Origin of the sequence: Leptospira hartskeerlii, from assembly GCF_002811475.1 — a bacterium.
GTDB lineage: Bacteria > Spirochaetota > Leptospiria > Leptospirales > Leptospiraceae > Leptospira_B > Leptospira_B hartskeerlii.
In genome coordinates this window covers 1-21,830 of sequence record NZ_NPDL01000008.1, presented here as the reverse complement: position 1 = coordinate 21,830, position 21,830 = coordinate 1, and the positions used below count along the sequence as shown (strand labels likewise).

At 42.9% G+C, this 21,830-nt stretch carries 22 protein-coding genes; 17 read left to right on the top strand and 5 right to left on the bottom strand.

Translation table 11 applies throughout. The features are described from left to right. The first annotated feature begins 205 nt into the window (after window positions 1–205). On the top strand, window positions 206–1,171 hold the full coding sequence (locus CH352_RS14585; protein WP_100706982.1) for a sensor histidine kinase: 966 nt from the start codon (window positions 206–208) through the stop codon (window positions 1,169–1,171). Next, on the top strand, window positions 1,168–1,908 hold the full coding sequence (locus CH352_RS14580) for a LytR/AlgR family response regulator transcription factor (RefSeq protein ID WP_100706801.1): 741 nt from the start codon (window positions 1,168–1,170) through the stop codon (window positions 1,906–1,908). Before CH352_RS14585 ends, CH352_RS14580 begins: the two co-directional genes overlap by 4 nt. A 176-nt stretch (window positions 1,909–2,084) precedes the next feature. Here CH352_RS14580 and CH352_RS14575 read toward each other — a convergent pair whose 3' ends face one another. Genes CH352_RS14575 through CH352_RS14560 form a run of 4 tightly spaced genes read right to left on the bottom strand, consistent with a single transcriptional unit; the run spans window position 2,085 to window position 5,197 of the window. Continuing rightward, a complete protein-coding gene (locus CH352_RS14575; RefSeq protein WP_100706802.1) occupies window positions 2,085–2,783 on the bottom strand; it encodes an SDR family NAD(P)-dependent oxidoreductase in 699 nt (232 codons plus the stop codon). Window positions 2,784–2,793: 10 nt separating this feature from the next. Beyond that, a complete protein-coding gene (corA, locus tag CH352_RS14570) occupies window positions 2,794–3,795 on the bottom strand; it encodes a magnesium/cobalt transporter CorA (RefSeq protein WP_100706803.1) in 1,002 nt (333 codons plus the stop codon). A gap of 43 nt (window positions 3,796–3,838) precedes the next feature. Then, the gene (locus tag CH352_RS14565; RefSeq protein WP_100706804.1) at window positions 3,839–4,390 is read right to left on the bottom strand and encodes a TetR/AcrR family transcriptional regulator; all 552 of its coding nucleotides are present in this window, start codon (window positions 4,388–4,390) and stop codon (window positions 3,839–3,841) included. 3 nt (window positions 4,391–4,393) lie between these two features. Further along, window positions 4,394–5,197, bottom strand: coding sequence for an aldolase/citrate lyase family protein (locus CH352_RS14560; RefSeq protein ID WP_100706983.1), 804 nt, complete (start codon window positions 5,195–5,197; stop codon window positions 4,394–4,396). A 185-nt stretch (window positions 5,198–5,382) separates the two neighbouring features. Between CH352_RS14560 and CH352_RS14555 the strand changes: the two genes are divergently transcribed. The 15 genes from CH352_RS14555 (at window position 5,383) to CH352_RS14480 (ending at window position 20,363) form a co-directional block, all read left to right on the top strand. After that, complete coding sequence (locus CH352_RS14555) at window positions 5,383–5,673, top strand: hypothetical protein (RefSeq protein ID WP_100706805.1); 291 nt, start codon at window positions 5,383–5,385, stop codon at window positions 5,671–5,673. Window positions 5,674–5,730: 57 nt separating this feature from the next. Then, on the top strand, window positions 5,731–6,729 hold the full coding sequence (lepB, locus tag CH352_RS14550; RefSeq protein ID WP_100706806.1) for a signal peptidase I: 999 nt from the start codon (window positions 5,731–5,733) through the stop codon (window positions 6,727–6,729). After that, window positions 6,730–6,963 carry an AtpZ/AtpI family protein gene (locus CH352_RS14545; protein ID WP_100706807.1) on the top strand — a complete coding sequence of 78 codons (234 nt, stop codon included), beginning with the start codon at window positions 6,730–6,732 and terminating at the stop codon, window positions 6,961–6,963. Between the two features lie 482 nt (window positions 6,964–7,445). Next, entirely contained in the window at window positions 7,446–8,495 is a 1,050-nt protein-coding gene (atpB, locus tag CH352_RS14535; protein WP_100706809.1) for a F0F1 ATP synthase subunit A, read from the top strand. Between the two features lie 45 nt (window positions 8,496–8,540). After that, the gene (gene atpE / locus CH352_RS14530; protein ID WP_008595212.1) at window positions 8,541–8,831 is read left to right on the top strand and encodes an ATP synthase F0 subunit C; all 291 of its coding nucleotides are present in this window, start codon (window positions 8,541–8,543) and stop codon (window positions 8,829–8,831) included. Window positions 8,832–8,833: 2 nt separating this feature from the next. Continuing rightward, the gene (locus CH352_RS14525) at window positions 8,834–9,361 is read left to right on the top strand and encodes a F0F1 ATP synthase subunit B (RefSeq protein WP_100706810.1); all 528 of its coding nucleotides are present in this window, start codon (window positions 8,834–8,836) and stop codon (window positions 9,359–9,361) included. A 3-nt stretch (window positions 9,362–9,364) separates the two neighbouring features. Next, the gene (atpH, locus tag CH352_RS14520) at window positions 9,365–9,925 is read left to right on the top strand and encodes an ATP synthase F1 subunit delta (protein WP_100706811.1); all 561 of its coding nucleotides are present in this window, start codon (window positions 9,365–9,367) and stop codon (window positions 9,923–9,925) included. Beyond that, on the top strand, window positions 9,915–11,429 hold the full coding sequence (gene atpA / locus CH352_RS14515) for a F0F1 ATP synthase subunit alpha (RefSeq protein WP_100706812.1): 1,515 nt from the start codon (window positions 9,915–9,917) through the stop codon (window positions 11,427–11,429). The genes atpH and atpA overlap by 11 nt, the downstream gene beginning before the upstream one ends. A 13-nt stretch (window positions 11,430–11,442) precedes the next feature. After that, entirely contained in the window at window positions 11,443–12,303 is an 861-nt protein-coding gene (gene atpG, locus CH352_RS14510; RefSeq protein WP_100706813.1) for an ATP synthase F1 subunit gamma, read from the top strand. Window positions 12,304–12,324: 21 nt separating this feature from the next. Next, window positions 12,325–13,728 (top strand): F0F1 ATP synthase subunit beta, encoded by a 1,404-nt coding sequence (atpD, locus tag CH352_RS14505; protein ID WP_100706814.1) that lies wholly within the window; start codon window positions 12,325–12,327, stop codon window positions 13,726–13,728. A gap of 3 nt (window positions 13,729–13,731) precedes the next feature. Further along, the gene (gene atpC / locus CH352_RS14500; RefSeq protein WP_100706815.1) at window positions 13,732–14,112 is read left to right on the top strand and encodes an ATP synthase F1 subunit epsilon; all 381 of its coding nucleotides are present in this window, start codon (window positions 13,732–13,734) and stop codon (window positions 14,110–14,112) included. Window positions 14,113–14,305: 193 nt separating this feature from the next. Continuing rightward, on the top strand, window positions 14,306–16,984 hold the full coding sequence (locus CH352_RS14495) for a hypothetical protein (RefSeq protein ID WP_100706816.1): 2,679 nt from the start codon (window positions 14,306–14,308) through the stop codon (window positions 16,982–16,984). Between the two features lie 2 nt (window positions 16,985–16,986). After that, entirely contained in the window at window positions 16,987–19,221 is a 2,235-nt protein-coding gene (locus tag CH352_RS14490) for a GAF domain-containing protein (RefSeq protein WP_100706817.1), read from the top strand. A 343-nt stretch (window positions 19,222–19,564) separates the two neighbouring features. Next, window positions 19,565–19,894, top strand: coding sequence for a metalloregulator ArsR/SmtB family transcription factor (locus CH352_RS14485; RefSeq protein ID WP_100706818.1), 330 nt, complete (start codon window positions 19,565–19,567; stop codon window positions 19,892–19,894). Then, entirely contained in the window at window positions 19,881–20,363 is a 483-nt protein-coding gene (locus tag CH352_RS14480; RefSeq protein WP_100706819.1) for an SRPBCC family protein, read from the top strand. Before CH352_RS14485 ends, CH352_RS14480 begins: the two co-directional genes overlap by 14 nt. 41 nt (window positions 20,364–20,404) lie before the next feature. Here the strand turns inward: CH352_RS14480 and carA are convergent, their stop codons facing one another. Then, the gene (carA, locus tag CH352_RS14475) at window positions 20,405–21,493 is read right to left on the bottom strand and encodes a glutamine-hydrolyzing carbamoyl-phosphate synthase small subunit (protein ID WP_100706820.1); all 1,089 of its coding nucleotides are present in this window, start codon (window positions 21,491–21,493) and stop codon (window positions 20,405–20,407) included. Between the last annotated feature and the right edge of the window lie 337 nt (window positions 21,494–21,830).

The window sequence follows — 21,830 nt, the reverse complement described above, 5'->3', positions numbered from 1 at the left end:
CAAGCGGGTCGATCCGATTTCTGTAGTTTCCATTCGATTGGAATAAACGATACTTTCCCTGGAATAAGATTGTAAAAAGGGGATCGACGGGTTAAAAGAATAGAGGATCAGTGGAGTCGGAATCGGAAAAAATTTTTCGATCGTTCTTTGTATGCGCACTTTTAAGATATTGTTCTGGTTAACCATAAACACAGTGATCGGCACAATGAATTCGTTGTTAGTCGCTCATAATTCCAAAGCTCCTTTCTGGAAGGTGTTCTTAGCCACCCAGGTAACCACACATTGTGTATGTTCCATAGTGGAGTTTTCCGTAGAATTTTTGAACCGACTGAATAGAGGCGCATTCTTTACCGGGGCCTTTTTGGTCGTCGCTTCTGCGATAGCATCCATCCTGGGAGTTGCGTCAGGCGGAATCATTCATGTATTATTATTAGCCGGAGAAGGAGTCGAAAGGCCCCACGGAGGATCATACAATATTCTTCTGAGCAGCTTAATACTTGCCTTATTCATTTCCTTTTTAGAAAAATCCATGCAAATCCTGATAGAAAGAAGGAAGAAGATGGAAAGCGAACTGAAGGATATCCAATACAGGACCTTTCAAAATCGGATGGATCCGCATTATCTGTTCAATACTTTGAATACAATACATTCTTTGCTTGTAACAGATCCTCAAAAGGCAGATAACGCTTTAATTTTGCTTTCCGAAACATACAGATTTTTATCCGATAGGATCTTCGAAAAAACCATTCCTTTCTCAGAAGAATGGGACTTTACAGTAAACTATCTGGAATTGCAAAGAATACGATTTTCGGATTCTTTAACGATCAAGATCAAGAAAGTAGGGGACTTTTCCAGACTTAGGATACCTCCTTTAACCTTACAACCATTAGTCGAAAATAGTTTTAAGCATGGTTTAGAAAATCGTTCCGAGGCAGGGATATTAGAGATCAGTGCGACCGAAAGTTTCGGAAGAATAAAAATAGAGATTAAAAATAACGGGAACGAAAAACAAGAACATCATTTGTTACCTGAATATAAGAAATCCGAATTTTCTCGTACATTAAACAATATAAAATCCAGATTAGAGTATAATTTCGGCGAAGCGGAACTCAAATTAGAAAAAGATAAATTCGGAATCACCACATTAAGATTGGAATTCGCATCAAGATGAATAGCTCGCTATATAAGGTTTTAGTGATAGAGGACGAGGTCCCTGCCAGGGACCTTCTACGTAAATTTTTGGAAAGTTGGCCCCAATTTGAAGTAGGTGGGATCGCAAGAACAGGTTCCCAGGCAATCGACCTTCTCAAAAAAGAGAAATTCGACCTAGTCTTTCTGGATATCAATCTACCTGAAAAAACAGGACTACAGGTTTTAGAAGAGATAGGTGAAAATCTTCCGGTATTAGTATTTACCACTGCATACAGAGAACATACGCTCAAAGCATTCGAAGTCGGAGCCTGCGATTATCTTTTAAAACCGTATACGAAGAAGAGATTTTCTGCATGTATGGAAAGAGCACTTCATCATCTACAGTTAAAATCCATTTCTAATTCAAGGGCCAGTGGCGAGCCTGATCCAGTATTCGTTTTTCGTGATGGAGGTCTGATCCACAGAGTTTTGTATGCGGATCTATACTATCTCACCGCAAATGGAAAACGTTCCGTTCTTCATACTAAGGACGGAGATTATGAAACCGCCAAATTGCTCGGCGATTTAGAAAAAGAATTACCTAAGACTGATTTTTTACGGATCCATAGAAAGCATATGGTAAATCGTAGTCTTGTCTCCGCAGCGAAATCCCAAGCGGGCGGCGCCTATACAATTTATCTGAAAGACGAGGACGAGACCAATCTTCCTGTCGGAAGAGAATTCGTGGATGGTGTGAAAGGGTTATTCGGAAAGTGAAGAGGAAGGGACTGTAGGAGTTCCTACAGTGGCTTTAAAACCGCCCCCGCCCTGCATTGGGTGGGGGGAGTGGCCCGTGGGAGAGCGCTTACACGCAATATCACAAAATCCTTCCTCCGTCAACAAAATCCCTCACCACAAATCCTTGTAGGAATTCCTACAAACTGAACTTATTCCTACCAAGGGATCTCTTTCTTATCTCTCAGAAAAATTCCCGAAGGACCGCTCTTATCCAATTGCGCCGCCCATACAATTGTCTCCGCGCCGTGTTCCACGGAACGAGTTGCGGATTTACCGCCCATATCAGTTCTGACCCAACCTGGACAAACAGAATTCACTTTGATATCTTTGCTGGAAGATTCGGAATGAAGAATCCTCGTAAGCGCATTCAATGCAGTTTTGGAGATACGATATGCGGAATATCCTGAACTCATATCATAAAGTTGTCCCATACCGGAACTTACGTTTACGATCCTACCATAGCCGTTCTTTTTCATTACACCCAATATCTTTTGAGAAAGAAGAAATGGCCCGATCAGATTTGTATCCAAGGTTCCTTGCAACATTTCTAAAGTGGTATTTTCGATTGGACCGCTATCCAGATACACACCCGCGTTATTTACAAGAATGTCGATTTTGGGGTATTTAGAGAGAACTTCTTTCAGGAAATTTTGGATGGAATTCGGATCGGAAACATCCAAGGCAAAACTTTCCGCGGAACCTCCTTCTTTTCGGATGAAGGATGCAGTTTTTTCAGAGTTTTCTTTTTTGCGGGAAGCACAGATGATATGGATCCCAGATTTGGAAAGTTGTTTAGAAACTTCTTCGCCTATACCTCGGCTTGCGCCTGTAACGATTGCAATTTTTTTGTCCATAAGACTTGGACTAATCTTTGAACCAATTTTTATATTTAAAATATAAGATCATAACGCCTGGAATGGCTAACATAGTGGTTAAAGAAGCGCTCAGGATCAGCCTACTCTCATAGGGAAGTTCGGTAAAATTCATCCCGAAAAACCCGGTCAAGAATGTGAGTGGCATAAAGATCATCGAAACCAAGGTTAACCGTTTGATGATATCGTTGGTTCTTTGGGATAGAATGGAAAAATAAGCATCCATAGAGTTTCCGATCAGATCCCTATCCATATCAATAGTTTCGACAAGTCTACTCAAATGATCATACACGTCCCTAAAATAGAAACGAACTCTTTCCGAGAGAAATTTGTCCTCGTGCCTCATGATCAAATTGAGCACTTCTCTTTGGGGAGAAAGTACCCTCCTCATTCTCACCAAATTTCTTTTCACATATAAAATATTCGTAATGAAGTCAGGTTCTATATTGCTGATCAGGATCTGATTTTCCAGATCGGTGATTTGTTCAGAGATCTGATCCAAGATCGGAAAATTGGAATCCACCAAAAGATCGAACAACAAATACAAAACATGATCCGTTCCCTTGGAGGCAAAATTCTGCTCTGTAAGAGTTCTGTTCCAAAGGGAATCTATCAGAGGTTCCTTATGTTCATGAACGGAAACGATAAACTTACGATTGAAAAATACATGCGTTTCGGTTGTGGAAAAAGACTGTTCTCCTTCCGATCTAAAACTATGAAGGACCATAAACGCATGGTCCTCATAATCTTCGAACTTCGGTCTTTGGTTTCTGTTCACACAATCTTCTATCGCGAGATCGTGGAATCCGCAATTCCTAGACAAAAAGATTAGATCTTCCGAGGTTGGATTTTCTACATCGATCCAGACTTTTTCTTTGTTTAATGCCTTCTTGAGGGAGAAGTTCTTAAAGAAAGGAGCATCGGTTCTATGAGGAACAGCTTTAGTAGTAGAATTTTTTTCTTTGGGAGTGGGGAAGGAAAGAAAACGTATCATCTAATTGTCCTAATACGATTTTTTTCCGAGAGCTTCTTCAGCTTTAGGTATTCTCCAATGCATAAACTATATATGCACGGAAATCTTCCAGAGTAAATTCTCTCTTATTAGTCAAATGATTGATCATATAACCAATGATAGCAGATGTAAGATTTTTCACTTCGAATTCGGTATAATTAGGCTTTAAAGCTAGGATAATCTTTTTGGAGTTTTCGTAAAAGATCAGATTCACCAGATGAATATTTCGTTTTTTTAATCTATGGATCTTTGGCTGGAGCATAAGACTCCAATACAGACGGAGATATTCTTCATTCTCCTTTACTAGCTTAATGATCTGCCCGCCTAAGAATTGAATAAGTTCCGCTCTATTCTCCGTAGAATTCAATTTTTCGGGGAGATATTTTTTTAAGATCTTATCATGTGACTCGATAATCCCTTCTAAAATAGATTCTTTGGATTCAAAATAACGATAGGCAAGACCCAAAGATAAACCGGCTCTCTGGGCGATTTGCCTCATGGTAGAGCCGTGATACCCTTGTTCTGAAAATAATTTGAGGGAAGTTCTTAAGATTAGGTCTCTTGTATCTTTGGCCATTGTTTACCGAATGGAATAGAGAACCTTTCTGGATCCGATCCTTTCTCGATTGGTTTCCATTCTATTCTTATAACCGTAAGCCTTCTCAGGTTTTAAAAGAGAGAACAGATCGTACAATTCGATCTCGAATTGGAGCATAACTTCTGCTACTTCTTCCGGAAATTTTTCCAAAGATTTCATGGCGTCCACACAAACATGTCTGGAGTTGATCTTATCAGGACGGATCTCTTCAGCGATCTTTCTGAAATTTTGTTTAGTGATTGTTCCACCGACGGAAGTTTTTTTACCTCTGTCTTTGGATATAGCAATGATAGTGCGAGTGACTTTCATCACTTCTTTATCATCAGGGATCATTCCCATAGAAGAAGAAAGATCCGATCTTGCGGCAGTAACCTGATCCAGATCTTCGAAAGCGCTCGAGTCAGCGATCTCTAGTAAATTTTTATAACCTGTGATCGTCTCCAGGTTGATTGCCTTAGTAACTTTGGAAAAAGTCACTGGGCTAAGCATACTTTTGAGAGTAGAAATAAAGTTTTTGAGAGCATAAGAAGATTCGATCATAGGTGCGGAAATCCCTTCGATCTCTTCCTTAACAAGCATACGGATATCGGTTCGGGCCTCGGGCCCACCGATCTTAACAGTGACCGGAACCAAATCTTTAGCCACGATATGAAGCGCTCGGATCTCGTCCGAATCCATATCTTCCGTTTCCGTGCCTCCTTTCAATCCAACAATAGGATAGCTCTGTTTCAGAGAAATCAGGTGGCGGCGAAGTTCGATAATTTTGCGGTCTATCTGCTCTTTCACGTTTCTAATATCGTCCTTTTTAAAAAAACAGTAAGGATTTTTAGGAAAAAAGGGAAGGGCCGCGTCCTCGGACCAGGCTCTCACCTCCGGTCAAAAAATCGAAAAAGCGATTTTTTGACCCCGGTTCGATCCTTCGCGGGGGAGGTGTGGAACTTATTGTATGATCGCGAGGATCTGACTATCTTGTGTTTTCAAAACTTTCTTTGCTGCCGGCTCTAAGCTTCTTCTTTTTTTTCGGATGTTCCGGAGAGGACATAGACGAGATCAAAGGAAAGAAGAAGGAAGAATTCAATCCGGTCGCTAATTATATTGTTTGCGTAGCTTCCACTCAAGCCTGCATAGATGCCCAAGGGGAGGATTGTTTTATTACGAAAAATGATCCTCAATATTTTACTGCTGGAGGTGGTGGGGTGGAGGCATTCTGTTTCGATAGAACTGCTGAAACTTATCTAGTTACCGAAACCGGAAGTATGTAAAGAGGGTACTCAGTCTTCCGAATTGACGGAAAATGCCGATCTCGTATCAATAGACCTATGAGCCAGCCGAAGGGCAGTACCTTTTTAAAAAAACTTCCTACTTGGATCCATGAAATCTTTGGAGAAGAATCTGTAGATTCCACTCTCTCCTTCTTTTTTATCGTTTTATTAGTTTTAGCTTTTAAATCCTCAGTCTTGGATGCGAATAATATTCCCTCGGGATCCATGCTCCCCACTTTGAAGATAGGGGATTTTCTGTTCGTAAATAAGATGAGATATTCTCTCCGACTTCCTTTTACGGATATAGAACTTAAAAGATATGATGATCCTAAAAGAGGGGATATCGTTACTTTCATTCCTCCGGATGGAGCTGTCTCGCCTGAAGAGAAAGAAGGATGGTTCCCTAAAAGATTCGTAAAAAGAGTGATCGGTCTTCCTGGAGATAGGATCCGTATCGTAAAGATTGATCATAAGAGAGACGGATCTTCTACGGTCTATGGCAGAATAGAATACATGGAAAAAGGAAAAACAGACTTCTCCGCTTACGATTTTAAGGATGAAGAAAAGAAAAACCAATTCGACGACATGGACGACGATGCAGCCGTTCAATTTTATCTTTTTAAAGAAAAGAAACCGGACTTCGAACATTATGTGATCGAAGGAGATTCTCATTCATATTCTTCTCACCAATTCAAAGATGGTGAATGTTTTCAAACCACGGGTTGTGTGATCCCGGATGATCATTATATGATGATGGGAGATAATCGTACGAATTCTTCCGATTCCAGATTTTGGGGATTTGTTCCTAGGGCGAATATACTCGGAAAAGCTGCATTGATCTATTTCTCCATCAACTGGAAAGACCATGTATGTGCTTATAAAAATGCAGAGGACCTTGGAATGAACGGGCGCTTTGCCCAAAAATACGATCCGGAAGAATTTAGATCGAAATGTGGAGATATTGATTCTAATATGAATTGGTTCAAGAGCACTATATTTTATAGAATTCCTAGAATGCAGGTCCGTTGGTATCGTATCGGAACCGTATTAGAATAAATGAGCGAACCGGATCAAAAACCTCCTGAAAATAAAGATGCTTCTCCTTGGCAGCTTGCTAGCGTAGGGACAGAGTTCGCTTTTATCATCATTGCTTCCGTTTTTATAGGAAGATATCTGGATGGGCGTTTCGGCTGGTCTCCTTTTGGGATCTTGTTCGGGGCGATTTTCGGATTCGGTTACGGGATTTATTATCTTCTCACCAGAGTTTCCCAGTTCGACAAAAAGGACTAATTCGGTTCTTTTGGATGAAGGAATCTAACGGGGTATTACAGCCTAGAAAGTATTATTTCGGTTTTGTTATTCTCCTTCTAATCTTCGGATTATGGTTCCGGTTCTACGAGGTTCCTGACCCTGCCTTTTGGAAGGGAATTGTAATATCTCTTTTATTATCTCTGTTCATTTACAATTTTAGATTTTATCTACTTTGGAAACATTCCAAAGAAGGTTTTTTATACCAATTTGGAACGACTGTTCTGTCTTTTTTTATTCATTTAGCCGTTTTAGTACTGTTTATCTGGAGAGGCGAACGTGAAGGTTTTGTGATCGGTTTTTTTATTGCCCATTTCGCCAACCTTTTAATATTGGTATTCGCAAGGTGACCCCTTAAAACGCATCAAAGAACGTTTTAAAGGTACTTTGTGGGAAATAGAACCCTGGGTGGTGCTCCCAAAACTCTTCTTTCCTGTCGTTTACGAGAGGACCCTTTTACAAGTATGTTGAAACAAATCTTCGCAACCGCATTATTATTGTTCTCACTTCCATTATTTGCTTCCGAGGGCGAAGCTTCCAAACCTTTTGATTTGAATGAGGTCTTGGTTCACCACTTGATGGACCACGCTGAGTTTCCTTTCAATGTGGGCGGAAAAAAAGTTTTCGAAGGACATGAAGGTTTTGATCCTCATGCAGAAAACATTTTTGTAGATCATTCTACGGGTCATAGATTTCACTTTGTTGGCGGCTTGGATCTTCATATCACTCGTCGTGTTACGATGATGTGGATCGTTTCCTTCCTTCTTCTAATCGTATTTATTCCTGCCGCTCGTCTGATCGCAAAAAATCCTTTAAAGATACAAAGTAGATTCGCTAACGCTGTAGAAGCGTTCGTGAGTTTCCTGAAAAAGGATGTCGTTGACGCAAACACGGACGGACACGGACATTCTTATTATCATTATATTTTCACATTATTCTTTTTCATTCTATTCTGTAACTTGATGGGACTCATTCCTCCGGTAGGGGAAGTAATCCAACTTGGGATCGAATCTGTTAACTCAGGCGAAGAAGTTACTGCAGCAGCGCATGCGGCATCTGGCCACCACGAACCGATCTGGATCGCAAAAGTTTGGAATGGTATTACAGTAACGGGAGATGTTTCTGTTACCGTAACTCTTGCACTCATCACTTTACTTTTGATCTACGGAACTGGATTCGTTTACCAAGGACCGAAGTTTATTATCCACTCTGTTCCGAACGGAGTTCCTGCACTTTTATACATCCTAATGTGGCCATTGGAGTTTATCATCTCTCCGCTTGCTAAAGCATTTGCACTTACTGTGCGTCTTTTGGCGAATATGACCGCTGGACACGTAATCATCTTAGCGTTACTCGGATTTATCTTCCAGTTCCAATCTTGGGGAGTTGCGCCGATCTCCATTTTCGGAGCTACCGCGATCTATTTCTTAGAATTGTTCGTGGCCTTCTTACAGGCTTACGTTTTCGCTCTTCTAACCTCGCTCTTCGTGGGCTCGAGTATGCACAGGCACTAATTTTAATTTAAAGCGTTTTGATTTCAAATAGGAGAAAGTAATAAAATGGAATTCGGACTAGGATACATTGGAGTAGGAATCGCAGCTGGACTCGCTATTTTAGGCGCAGGACTCGGAATCGGAAGAATCGGTGGCTCTGCTGCTGAAGGAATCAGCCGTCAACCTGATGCAGCTGGAAAAATCCAAACTGCGATGATCATCTCTGCAGCCCTTATCGAAGGTGCGGCTCTGTTCGCAATCGTTATTGCGTTCCTCGCAGGTGGAACTTTGAACACAGCAGTTAGCAAAGCATCTGCTGCTAAAACTGAAGTTTCTGCACCGGCTGAAGGTAAATAATCTTGTTTCTCTTGGCAGCTGACAGGGGATTAGGCGCACTACTAGACGTTAATCCGGGTCTGATCATTTGGACCCTGATTACCTTCCTAATAGTCGTCATTATCCTTAAAGTTTTCGCTTGGGATGTGATCCTCAAAGCTCTGGATGAAAGAGCTGAGACCATCCAAAACGATATTCGTAAGGCTGCTGACGTACGTTCCGAAGCGGAATCTCTGCTGAAAGATTATGAAAAAAGAATCGCACAAGCAAAAGACCAAGCTAACGGAATCGTAGCGGAAGCGAAATCGGACGCTACTAACCTGAAAAACAAAATGTTGGATGATGCTTCGAAAGAAGTGAAGGCTCTTAAAGATACTGCACTGAAAGATATCGAACTCGCAAAATCCAAAGCATTGGCAGAACTCCAAGGACAGATCGTAGACATGACCGTTCAAGTCGCGGCTCTGGTTCTGGAGAAACAGTTAAAAGCGGACGATTATAAGTCCTTTATCGAGAACGAGTTAGGCAAGATCAAGAAACTGAGCGCGTAACAAATGAGCTATTCTGCGATCCCAAAAACATACGCGGCCGCTTTTGCGGACGCTAGTTCTTCTCCGGAAGAAGCCGAACAGGAATTGGATTCTATCGTAAGTATTTTTCGAATAGAACCACAATTCCGCGATTTTTTCGATACCCCTTCCGTTAAAAGGGAAGATAAGGAAGCGGTCCTATTAAAGACCTTCCAGGGTAAAATTTCGGAAATCACTCTGAACTTTTTACAGGTGCTTCTTCGCAGGGGAAGATTTTCATTTCTTTCCGAAATTCACGAAGCTTTAAAAGAAGAACTGGATCGTAAAGCAGGAAGAGTTCGCGCGAAAGTCAAAAGTTATCCCGCTATGGATGAGGCTTCTCTTTCCAAATTAAGGGAAGTATTAAAAGAAAAATTCAAATCGGAGTTCATCTTGGAAGCAAGTGAAGATCCGAGCCTTCTCGGAGGTTTCGTGGTCAGATTCCAAGACTTGGCGATCGACTCTTCCATGAAAAGCCAACTTAAGAAAGTAAGGCAAACCTTGCTGGACAGCAAATTACCGGTCGGAGTGGTGTATGAAAATTAAAACAGACGAAATTACGTCGGTCCTCAAACAGGAAATTTTAAATTATAAAAAAGATCTGGGTGTCGAAGAAGTCGGAACTGTTCTGGAAGTAGGGGACGGTATTGCTCGAGTTTTCGGTCTCAGAAACGTGATGGCTGGAGAGCTTGTGGAATTCCAAAACGGAGTTCGCGGTCAGGCATTCAACTTAGAAGACAATTCAGTGGGTGTGATCATCTACGGAGAATACAAAAACATCCGTGAAGGATTCTCCGTAAAAAGGATCGGAAAGATCCTAGAGGTTCCGGTAGGACCGGAAATGCTCGGACGTGTGGTGAACCCACTCGGTGAGCCTCTTGACGGAAAAGGTCCAATCAATACTAAACATACTCGTGCGGTAGAAAGTCCTGCTCCTGGTATTTCTAAAAGACAACCGGTTGAAGAACCTCTTCAAACTGGTATCAAAAGTATCGACGCAATGATCCCGATAGGCCGTGGCCAACGGGAGTTGATCATCGGAGACCGTGGAACAGGTAAAACTTCCATTGCTCTGGATACGATCATCAACCAAAAAGGTTCCGGAGTTATCTGCGTTTACGTAGCGATCGGACAAAAAGCTTCCACAGTAGCAACTATCGTGGAAAAACTAAAAGCGGTTGGAGCCCTGGATTATACCATCGTGGTTTCTGCAACTGCTGCTGATCCTGCTCCTCTGCAATACATCGCTCCTTATTCAGGATGTTCTTTCGCGGAATACTTCATGTATAACGAGAAAAAAGCTACTTTAGTTGTTTATGATGACTTATCAAAACAAGCGGTTGCTTATCGCCAAATGTGTCTTCTTCTTCGTAGACCTCCGGGCCGCGAAGCTTATCCTGGAGACGTATTCTATCTTCACTCTCGTTTATTAGAGAGAGCCGCTAAATTGGACGAAAAATACGGAGCAGGTTCCTTAACCGCGCTTCCTATCATCGAAACCCAAGAAGGTGAGGTTTCCGCTTATATTCCGACTAACGTGATTTCGATCACTGACGGTCAGATATACCTGCAATCCAACTTATTCGCATCAGGGGTTCGTCCTGCAGTGGATGTTGGTATCTCCGTATCTCGTGTTGGTTCCGCAGCTCAGATCAAAGCGATGAAACAAGTCGCAGGAAAAATGAAACTGGAATTAGCTCAGTTCAGAGAGTTGGAAGCATTCGCTCAACTTGGAACTGATTTGGATCCAATCACTCAGGCCCAGTTGGACAGAGGATATCGCATCGTTGAGATGTTGAAACAACCTGTTTCCAGCCCGTATCCTGTAGAAGAACAAGTAGTAGAAATTTTTGCGGTAACCAGAGGACATATGGACAAGGTCCCAGTTCCTAAGGTGAGAGAGTTTGGAGCACATTTATTAAATGTTCTTCGAACCCAACAACCTGAAGTATTGAATGCAATCCGCACCGAAAAGAAAATTTCGGACGAAGGAAAACTGGGAGAGGTGATCGCCTCTATCGCAGCCGACTTTGTTAGGAACCTGAAGTAAGCGGAGAAAAATCTTGGCTACACCCCGGGAAATAAAGAAACGGATTAGTTCCGTTAAGAACACTCGGAAGATCACTCGAACTATGGAAATGGTCGCTACGGCTAAATCCAAAAAGTTGAGTGATCGGGTGAACGCGTCTCATCCATTCTCTAACAAAATTAAGGAATTGGTGGGAGCGCTTGCATCCCTGGCTTCCGTAGTAAAAAGTCCTTATTTAAGAAAACCGAATACGGTTCGCTCGGCAGCACTTCTTGTGATCACCGCGAACAGAGGTCTTTGTGGAGGATATAACTCCAAGACAATCCGTTTAGCAAGAACTCGCATCCAAGAACTGAAAGACCAGGGCGTAAGCGTTCGACTTTTTGTTGTAGGTAAAAAAGGAATTTCCTATTTTCAATTCGCAAAAGAGAAAATAGAAAAATCTTACACTCATATCGACGACAAGTCAGGTTACAAGGAAGCGGAAGAGTTCGCGGACTTCTTCTTAGCTCTTTTTGCAAATGAAGAAGTGGATTCTGTGGAAATTATTTCTACTGTTTATCATTCTTCCGCAAACCAAGAACCTGAGGTCACTAAGGTTCTTCCGTTTGAAGCACAAGGAGAATCCAACGTTGGCGCTAACGTTCTATATGAACCGAGCCCGGCGGATATTTTGGAATCACTTCTTCCTTTAGTTGTAAAGACAGCATTTTTAAAGGCGATCTTGGAAGCAAATTGTTCCGAGCAGATCGCAAAGCGCGTGGCCATGAAATCCGCAACGGACGCGGCCTCCGAGATGATCAAACTTCTGACCCGCGGTTACAACCGTATTCGTCAGGCGAAGATCACTCAGGAGATCTCGGAAATCGTAGCGGGTGCGGACTCGCTAAACTAGTTCTGGTATTGGAGTACTTGGATGAGCAAAGGTAAAGTAAAACAAATCATCGGATCCGTTTTGGATATCGAATTCGAGTCCGGACATCTGCCCGAAATTTTTAACGCGCTTGAAATCGACGCGGTCGTAGAAGGCAAAAAGGAAAAAATTATCGCCGAAGTGCAACAGCATATTGGTGGTAGTGCAGTAAGAGCGATTGCTCTTTCTTCCACTGACGGCCTTGTAAGAGGACAGGATGTTTCCGATACGGGAGCTCCTATTTCCGTTCCTGTTGGGGACGTAACCCTCGGAAGAATTTTTAACGTTCTTGGAGAGCCGGTAGATGAGGGCGCTCCTATTCAAGTGAAAGAACGTAAGCCTATCCATAGAGCAGCTCCAAGTTACGAAGACCTTTCCCCTAAAACGGAAGTATTCGAAACAGGGATCAAGGTTATCGACCTTCTCGCTCCTTATATCAAGGGTGGAAAGACCGGACTCTTCGGAGGAGCCGGAGTAGGTAAGACAGTTCTTATCCAAGAGTTAATTAACAACATCGCGAAACAACACGGTGGATTCTCCGTATTCGCTGGTGTTGGTGAAAGAACCAGAGAAGGAAACGACCTCTGGAGAGAGATGAAAGAATCCGGAGTTATCAACAAGACCGTGCTTTGTTATGGTCAGATGAACGAGCCGCCTGGTGCTCGTCTTCGCGTTGCTCTTTCTGCTCTTACAATGGCGGAACATTTCCGTGATTCCATCGGAACAGACGTATTACTCTTCGTAGACAATATCTTCCGTTTCTCCCAAGCGGGATCTGAAGTATCCGCTCTACTCGGACGTATGCCTTCTGCGGTAGGATACCAACCAACTCTTTCTACGGAGATGGGTGCTCTTCAAGAGCGTATTACTTCTACTCGTAAGGGATCCATTACTTCCGTTCAGGCGATTTACGTTCCTGCGGACGACTTGACTGACCCTGCTCCTGCGAACGCGTTCGCTCACTTGGATGCAACTACGGTTCTTTCTCGTGCAATCTCCGATAAAGGAATTTATCCTGCGGTTGACCCACTTGACTCTACTTCCCGCGTGATGAACGCAGAAGTTCTGGGTGCGGAACACTACGGTGTTGCTCGTGAGGTTCAAAGGATCCTCCAGCGTTATAAAGATCTTCAAGATATTATCGCGATCCTTGGTATGGACGAACTTTCCGAGGATGATAAGGTTCTGGTTGCGAGAGCAAGAAAGATCGAGAAATTCCTTTCTCAGCCTTTCCACGTAGCGGAAGTATTCACAGGATCTCCTGGAAAATACGTTAAACTTGCCGATACAGTTCGCTCTTTCAAAGAATTGATCGCAGGAAATTGCGACCACCTTCCAGAGCAGGCCTTCTATATGGTAGGAACCATAGAAGACGCGATCGAGAAGTCCAAAAACCTGAGAGCGTAATCGATGGCAGCCAAGCTAGACGTATCGGTAATCTCTCCAGAGAAACTACTCTTCCACGGCGATGCGGACAGCATCGTCGTGCCTGGAAGCGAAGGGTTTTTCGGAGTGTATCCGGGCCATACCTCTCTTGTCTCCCTGCTCGGGATCGGCGTGTTGGAAGTCCGACAAGGAAATAAAACCAAAATCGCCGCAATCGAAGGCGGGTTTTTCGAAGTAAGAGACAATAAAGTTACAATTTTGACGGACCACGGTAGCCTAAAAGAAGATATCGACCTGGCCTCCGCCCAAAAAGCCCTAGAAGAAGCGGAAGCTCTTCCTGCCTCCAACGAGAAAAATACTCTCGTCCTAAAAGCAAAAACCCGAATTTTAGCAGCTTCCCGCTAATATTTAGGGGTTCCAAATTCCGAAAATTATAAAGGGACACTTCTATCGATTAAACCCGAAGAAGTGTTCTATTTAAGAAGAGAAGGTCTTCTAATATAAGAGGACTGTATCAAAATTTTTTCGGATTGTATTTCCTGCAACTTAGGAGATCCTCCGAATTAGAGAGACGGATTTTTAGCATACTGTAGGAAGCATGGCGGACGATTTTACGATAGATGAGGGAGAGGGGTTTCCGGCCGGAAACGGAGAGGATTTTGATCCGAGTGAAATGAGCTTGGACGAAATAGATTCTCTCTTGGCTAGCGATGGCGACTCCTCCGATTTTAATTTCGATTCCGTTCCGGGAGATTCTCCAGACAGCGAAGGCTTCGAAGAATTACTCGCTTCATCCGGAGACGATTATCCGGAAGACATTCCTAATTTCGAACCGGAAGAAACCGATTTTGGTTCCGACCTAAGCCAGTTAGATGAGTCGGTCCATTTGGACGAGGACTTCGATTTCGAACTCACAGATCCAATGATCGATGCTGAGATCGATAGACTTCTAGACATTGACGATGATTTGAATTCTCCTCCAACGTCTTCTTCCTCTGCTCCTTCTTGGAAGGAATCATCTCCTACTTCTTCTGAAAATCATGAGGAAGCATTTGGAGATCTAGGTTCTTTAGACTTGGGAGATTTTTCTCAGCCGGGAGAGGTTCCTTCTTCCGCATTTCATTCAGACGATCAACCATTCGATTGGGGAGGGGATTCTTCCGACCAAGACGAAGTAGTGGGACTTTCCGACGCGGATTTGGACGATGAGACACCGATCTCACTTTCGGATGATGAATTACATAATATTGATATAGGTTCCAATCTGGCGGACTTCTCCATGGACGAGGAAGAAACTTCCGTTCCCGAAGAATCCAGTGCTAAAACATTCGAAGACGAAATAGTTTCCGATGACGAAGGCCCAATTTCACTCTCCGAACACGAGTTAGACGATATCATGGCAGAGGACTTCAGTCCGAACATGGAAGAAGAAGGATTCGGGGACTTGGGCGGAGACGATATCTCTATGCCTTCTTCCGAATTGACCGAAGACATTAATTTCGAAGGCGAAGAAGAAAAAGACATCGCACTTTCCACAGATGAATTGGATCACCTCTTAGGAGGGGATGGCACTTCTTTAGAAAATAAAAATTCTTTCGATGAGATGGGAGATTTCGGCGACCTGGATATTGGTTCCGTCTCCGAAGAACATACTTCTTCCGATTTGGACATGGAAGAAGAGGCCAACGAACCGATCGCGCTCTCAGATGATGAGCTTGGTAATTTATTATCCTCAGGAGATGAGGATGAAATTGAAAGCATCCAACTAGACGACCTAGATTCTGTAGGAGCTCCTACAGCAGAGTCTGAGTTTGGAATGGAAGAAGGCGCGGATTCTTCAGAGCTTGATCTAAGTGATTTTAATTTTGATTCCGAGCCGGCGGAAACTAAAGACGAATTTGGTGGGGAAGAAGAATCCATTTCTCTTCCTGTTTCCGATTTTGATAATTTCGGAATAGGGGAAGAAGAAAATCCACTCGATACCGGATTAGATCTCGAAGACTTCGAAGACAACGCCAGGTCGGAAGAAAAAGCGTTCGAAGAATCTTTAGGAGACTTCACTTCCGCGAGCGATGAGGATATTTTAGGAAGTTCCGACTCTGATTCATTGGATTTTTCTCCTACGGAAACTTCCGAAAAAGATTTCTTTTCCGAGACTTCCGATCCGGACGAACCGATCGCACTTTCAGACGATGAGCTTGGAAACTTATTATCTTCCGGAACAGAAGAAGAAGCGGAGCATACCGGAACTTCTTTAGATCTTTCCTCCGACTTAGACGATAACGAACCGATTGCGCTTTCAGATGATGAATTAGGTAACTTGCTCTCCGGAGGAGAAGAATCGGTTTCCTCTTTAGATTCGGAAGAAGACGAGCCTATCGCTCTCTCAGACGATGAATTGGGAGACCTATTGTCTTCCGGAGAAGAAGAATCTTCCGATGCGGATATATTTGCCGATGCTCCACCTTTAGAACATGACGATGCTGCACCTGTAGAATTCGGAGACTTCAGTTTAGATACGGAAGCTGATGAACCAATCGCACTTTCTGAAGATGAATTAGGACATTTATTGGAAGAAGAGCCTGAAGTTGAAACTGCTGCTTCGGATCTAATGGAAGATTCAGATGAACCAATCTCGCTTCCAATTAACGAGTTAGACGATATTGGGACGCCTGACGTATCTTCCGAGTATGATATAGACTGGGACGGGCCTGTTGCGGACCTAAACGATCTTGGAACCGGAGAAGAGAGCGCAGTATCTGCACCTTCTGATTGGGATCTGGGAGAAGAAGCAGACGAGCCGATCACATTATCCAATGATGAATTAGGAAACCTACTTTCCGACGAAACTCCACCGGAAGTTGATTCTGAGGATTTAGATTCGTTATTATCTTCTCCTCCTGAAGCAAACGACTTAAATGCGTTAGGCTCTTTCGAAGACGATATTCAAATTTCAGGTTTAGATTTTGAAGAAAATATAGGTGGGGAAATCGTCCCAACGATAGAAAGATTAGCTCCGGAGTCGGAACTGAACTTTATCTTGGATGAGTATGCAGATGAGGATGAACTTTCTCCTTTGGAAGAGATCCGCCAAGCAGGAGCCGCCGCAGAAGAACCGGAAACCGGCGAGCCAATTCCGACTCAAGATGAGATGAAACGAATTCTTCTTTATTTGGATGAGCTACTCGGAAATCTTCCGGACGAAATGATCCGTGACTTCTCCCGTTCCGACTATTTCGAACTTTATAAGAAATTAATGAAACAAATCGGCGTTTGACGATGGGTTTACTGGACAAGGTCACTCGTCTCATTCGTTCCGGGAATTTGGAATCCGGAGCTAAAACATCTTCGGTCGCAGTTTCCGGAGGAGAAAAACCTTCTCTTTTAAAAAAGTCCATGGCCGTAAGAGCCAAAGGTCTTTTGGAAAAGGCTATGGATTTTGGCGGAAGAAAAGAGAAGGCAACTTCCGCTTACGAAGATCCAACCAGTTTTGAACCTGCAACCGCCACTACTTCCTCCGAAGATGATTTTAGTTTTGATTCTCCTTCCGCGGATTTTGGAGATATCGATTTCGGAGCAGACACTTCGAGTAACACATTCGGAGGAAAAGATCCCGATGCAGAAGTTTCCTTTCCGAATTCCGCTTTTGGCGAGGAAAGTTTCGGAGAAGAAACTAATAGCGATTTCGATCTTTCGTCTGTAGACTTCGGTTCTTCTTCAGAAGATGAATCCAATTTTGAAGTAGATCCCGATCTTGGATTAGGATTAGAAGATTCCGATCTAGGTGCAGACTTTGGGGAACTTCCGGAAGAAACTCATAGTAAAGGATTATTATCTAAAGCAGAAGAAGCAAAAGAAGAGGATTTTCCTTCGGGGCTTTCCAAACCGGATGCGATTAAAGATCCATTCGATGATTGGGTCAAGGATGCAGAGAACCAAGCAAGTCAAGAAGCAGGTCGTTCCATTAGCAAGGAGCAAAAAGATACGGAGAATGCTCAGTTCTTATTTGATGACGATTCCGATTATTCTACAATGCCTATCGATCTGCAGATTGCGTCTCGCAAAAAATTGGAGAACTATCTATCTGCATTTGAAATTTCTAAAGAGATATCTGCTTCCAAAGATTTTACTAACTTCTTCGAGAATTTATGCTTTTCCATCCAAGGTCAAATTGGCGCGGAATCCATAGTAGTCTTCTCGTCCACAAATGGAGAATACGACGTACTTAGAGTTGTGGAGGCTCAAGGAATAGGCGCTGATCCTGATTGGGTTTTAGAAGTAGGGGACGAAAGTTACCAAGCTGCCTTGAAAACTCCTTCCGTCGTTTATGCAAAAGAGATCTTGAAACATTCTCCTCCTAAAAAGGAAAAAGAGATCCTGGAAAAAACGGAAGCGGAGATGCTTGTTCCAATCCGTAGTTACGACGAGTTTTATGGAATTATAATATTAAGCAAAACTGTAGCGGGCGAAGACTATACGATCGAAGACTTAGAGTTCTTGAAGATCGTTGGAGAAATGGCCGGATCCGTATTGAGAAGGATCATGGATTTGGAGGCGCTCCACCAGGAAAACGATCGACTGAACCAAGTAGTCAAAAGTAACGAAAGAATACTTGCGACTGCAAGAGACCTGGCCGGAGTCCGTGATATGGATGAGGCATACGATTATCTTGTAGAAGTATTAAAGAAAGAACTCGGATTAAGGCGCTGGAGTTTCCTTCTTTTAGATCGAAGTACCAGGAAAGAATACAAAGTATTCGGAACGAACCTTCTTACACCGGACACTTCCGGAAAATTTAGATTGGGATTGGATTCTAACTTAGTCGGGATAGTTTCTAATGTGCCGGGAGTATTCCGGATCGCTAATTTCAGAAAGAACCCGGAACTATTATCGCAATTATCCAATGACGAGATCGGACTTATGCATGATTTCGACATTCTTCCGTTCTTGAATCTGAACTGGCTTGTTGGAATGTTATTCATCCACGAAACAGAAAGACCTTGGACGGATACGGATCGAGAGACCGCAGTTGGAATTTCTGAAATAGCTTCTCCAGTACTTTCTAATTTACTAATGTTAGAGGAAAGAGATGCGGTATTCAGGGATCCATTCAGTCCCGTGGAATCCAGGATAGATGAGGCTATTTCAAGAGCCTCTAAAATAGGAACCCCTTTCAGCCTAACGGTTTTCAAAGTCCAAAATGCAACCAGAATGGTGCGTATAAAAGGAGCTGGATTTTTTGCACATTATTGCGAAGAGCTCAGAGCATCCATCCAAGAAAATTTGGGAGAAACGGATTATTGCTACAGAGTCGGCCAAGGAAAATACGTTGTAGTTCTGGATGGAAAAGATAGAGAAGAAACGCAGATCGTAGTTCGTAAGATCAGGAATAGAATTGTAGAATTGGATAGAAAGAACAAAGACTTCCAGACTTCTACAGCCAACCAAACTCTTTGTTATCCTGCAGATACCAGAGAAAAAGAAAGAATGTTGGAACTGATAGAAGAATCCTGATTTTGTTTGTCAAGATAGAGCTGTAGGAGCTCCTACAGCGGTTATAAGATTGCCCCCGCCCAAGTTCGGGTGGGGGGAGTGGCCCGTGGGAGAGCGTTTACACGCCTATCACAAATCCCCTAATCTGTCAATTAGATCCCTTCTCCCAACAGTATGTTGGAATTCCAACATCGACGATATCTTTAAAATACCTCTAACAACCTCAAATCCAACAATCCTTCGAATTCCGGCGTTGCTTTCAGAAAACGCATTTCTCAACCTTTATTCTTTAAACAATGTATCTATTTTTCAAGTTTATTATTTAAACATTGACTTAATTAAATAATTGTTTAAATAATGGATTATGAATGCTTTTGCTGCACTTGCAGACGATACAAGAAGGGAGATTGTGAGATTAGTCGCCAAAAACGGCGAACTTACCTCAACCGAGATCGGACAAAATTTTAAAATTACCCCACCCGCCATTTCTCATCACTTAAAAGTATTAAAGAGCGCTAAAGTCCTCAATATGAAGAAGGAAGCTCAAAAGCGTATTTATAGTCTCAACGGATCAAGTATTAATGAAATGGAAGATTGGATACTGGATATAATCGATCTATGGAATAGGCGTCTGGATAAACTGGATCGATATGTTATGAAGATAAAAAAGGAGAGAGCCCGTGTTAAAAAATAACGTAGAAACAATTGTCGAAGGTAACAAGGTTATTTATAAGAGATACTTTGATGTTCCCGCAGAACTTCTCTTCGAAGTTTGGTCAATGCCGGATCATCTTTCCGAATGGTGGGGTCCGGACGGATTTACATTAACTACGAAGAATATGGATTTTACCAACGGCGGGATTTGGGAATTTATCATGCATGGGCCTGATGGACATGATTATAAAAACAAGATCCAATTCACAGATATCAAAGAACCCCGTTATATTATTTATAAACATCTCGGTGATGGAGAAGGCGATCATGACGTTCATTTCGAATCTAAGATCATATTTGAAGAAGTTGGAGAAGGCACGAATCTTACAATGGAACAGATCTTCCCGAGCAAGGAAGAATTAGAAAGAGTGAACGAAAAATACGGTGCGATTGAAGGTGGAAAACAACATATCGGCAACCTCGCCAAGTATTTGGAAAAGCTAAAATAGTATATTGAGTGCTTTGCGAAAAGGAAAGAAGTAAGCAAAGCTTACTTCTTCTTAGTAGAATCCACTAAATTGTAGAACTTCTGAAATAAATATCTACTGTCATTCGGACCTGGAGAACTTTCCGGATGGTATTGAACTGACAGAAGAGGATAACCTGATTTCAAAATACCTTCTACGGTATCATCATTTAAATTGATAAAAGAAATCGGTTCTTTTTCGGAAGACTCTGCTACCACAGCAAAGCCATGGTTTTGAGAAGTGATCTCCACTTTTCCTGTCTCCAAACTTTTGACAGGCTGGTTCCCGCCTCTATGACCGAATTTCATTTTCTCGGTTTTCTTCCCTAGTGTCAGGCCGATGATCTGATGACCTAAGCAGATGCCGAAAAGAGGATAATTATTTTCTAATATAGCTTTTGTGGAATCGATTGCATAAGTACAAGCCGCAGGATCTCCCGGACCATTGGAAAGAAAGAATGCGTCCACGCCATCTTTCATAATTTCGGAAGCTGGAGTTTGAGCAGGATAAACTGAAACTGCAAAACCGGCCGCGTCCAAGAGCCTAAGAATGTTTGTCTTCACACCGTAATCGTAAACAGCGAGTTTGTATTTTTTCCCCGCGCCAGTTCCGAACTCATATTTTTTATCGGTTGTGACAACCTTCGCGAGGTCCGCGTCAGCGATTCCAGGGAACTTCTTCACTTCCGCTAAAAAAGAATCGGAATATTCGTTTGCTACAAATATTCCACCGTTTGGAGCTCCGTTCGTGCGAATGAAACGGGTCAGCTTGCGAGTATCGATCCCTTGGATCCCGGGAATTTTATAATCTTTTAAAAATTGAGATAATGTCTTTTGCGCTTTGAAGTTGGAAGGACGATCTACATATTCTTTTACGATCATTCCCGATGCTTGGATCTTTCCAGATTCCATATTTTCAGGATGGATCCCATAGTTCCCGATCATCGGGTATGTGAGAGTTACGATTTGGTTGGCGTAGGAAGGATCGGTGAGAATTTCCTGGTAACCCGCCATGGAAGTATTAAAGACGATTTCCCCGACGGACTGGGTTTCGTAGCCGAAGGATTCGCCTTCGTATACGTCCCCGTTTTCTAAAACCAAGAACGCTTTCATTAAGGACAGGCTTTCGCACCGAAGGCAAGGGTCAAGTGGAAACGCCCGGAATTTTGTAGGAACTCCAACAAAGGATTTGGGCGGCTCCTTTGGACCGGGCTACTACGGGTTCGCGCATTCGCGCTCATCCCTACCGGGACTTGCGCCCTTCGTATCCCTGCCGCAGCGACCGCGAAGCGAGTCGGTGGACGAAGCTATGCAAAACCTCCGTGATCTCTGTGTCCTCCGTGCGAAGTAAAAATTTAGAAAGTTTCGCACAGAGGCACGGAGGACACAGAGATGGAAAACAAACGGAATCCCTTTGCATCTTAGCGACTTTGCGAGAGAAGAAACGCGG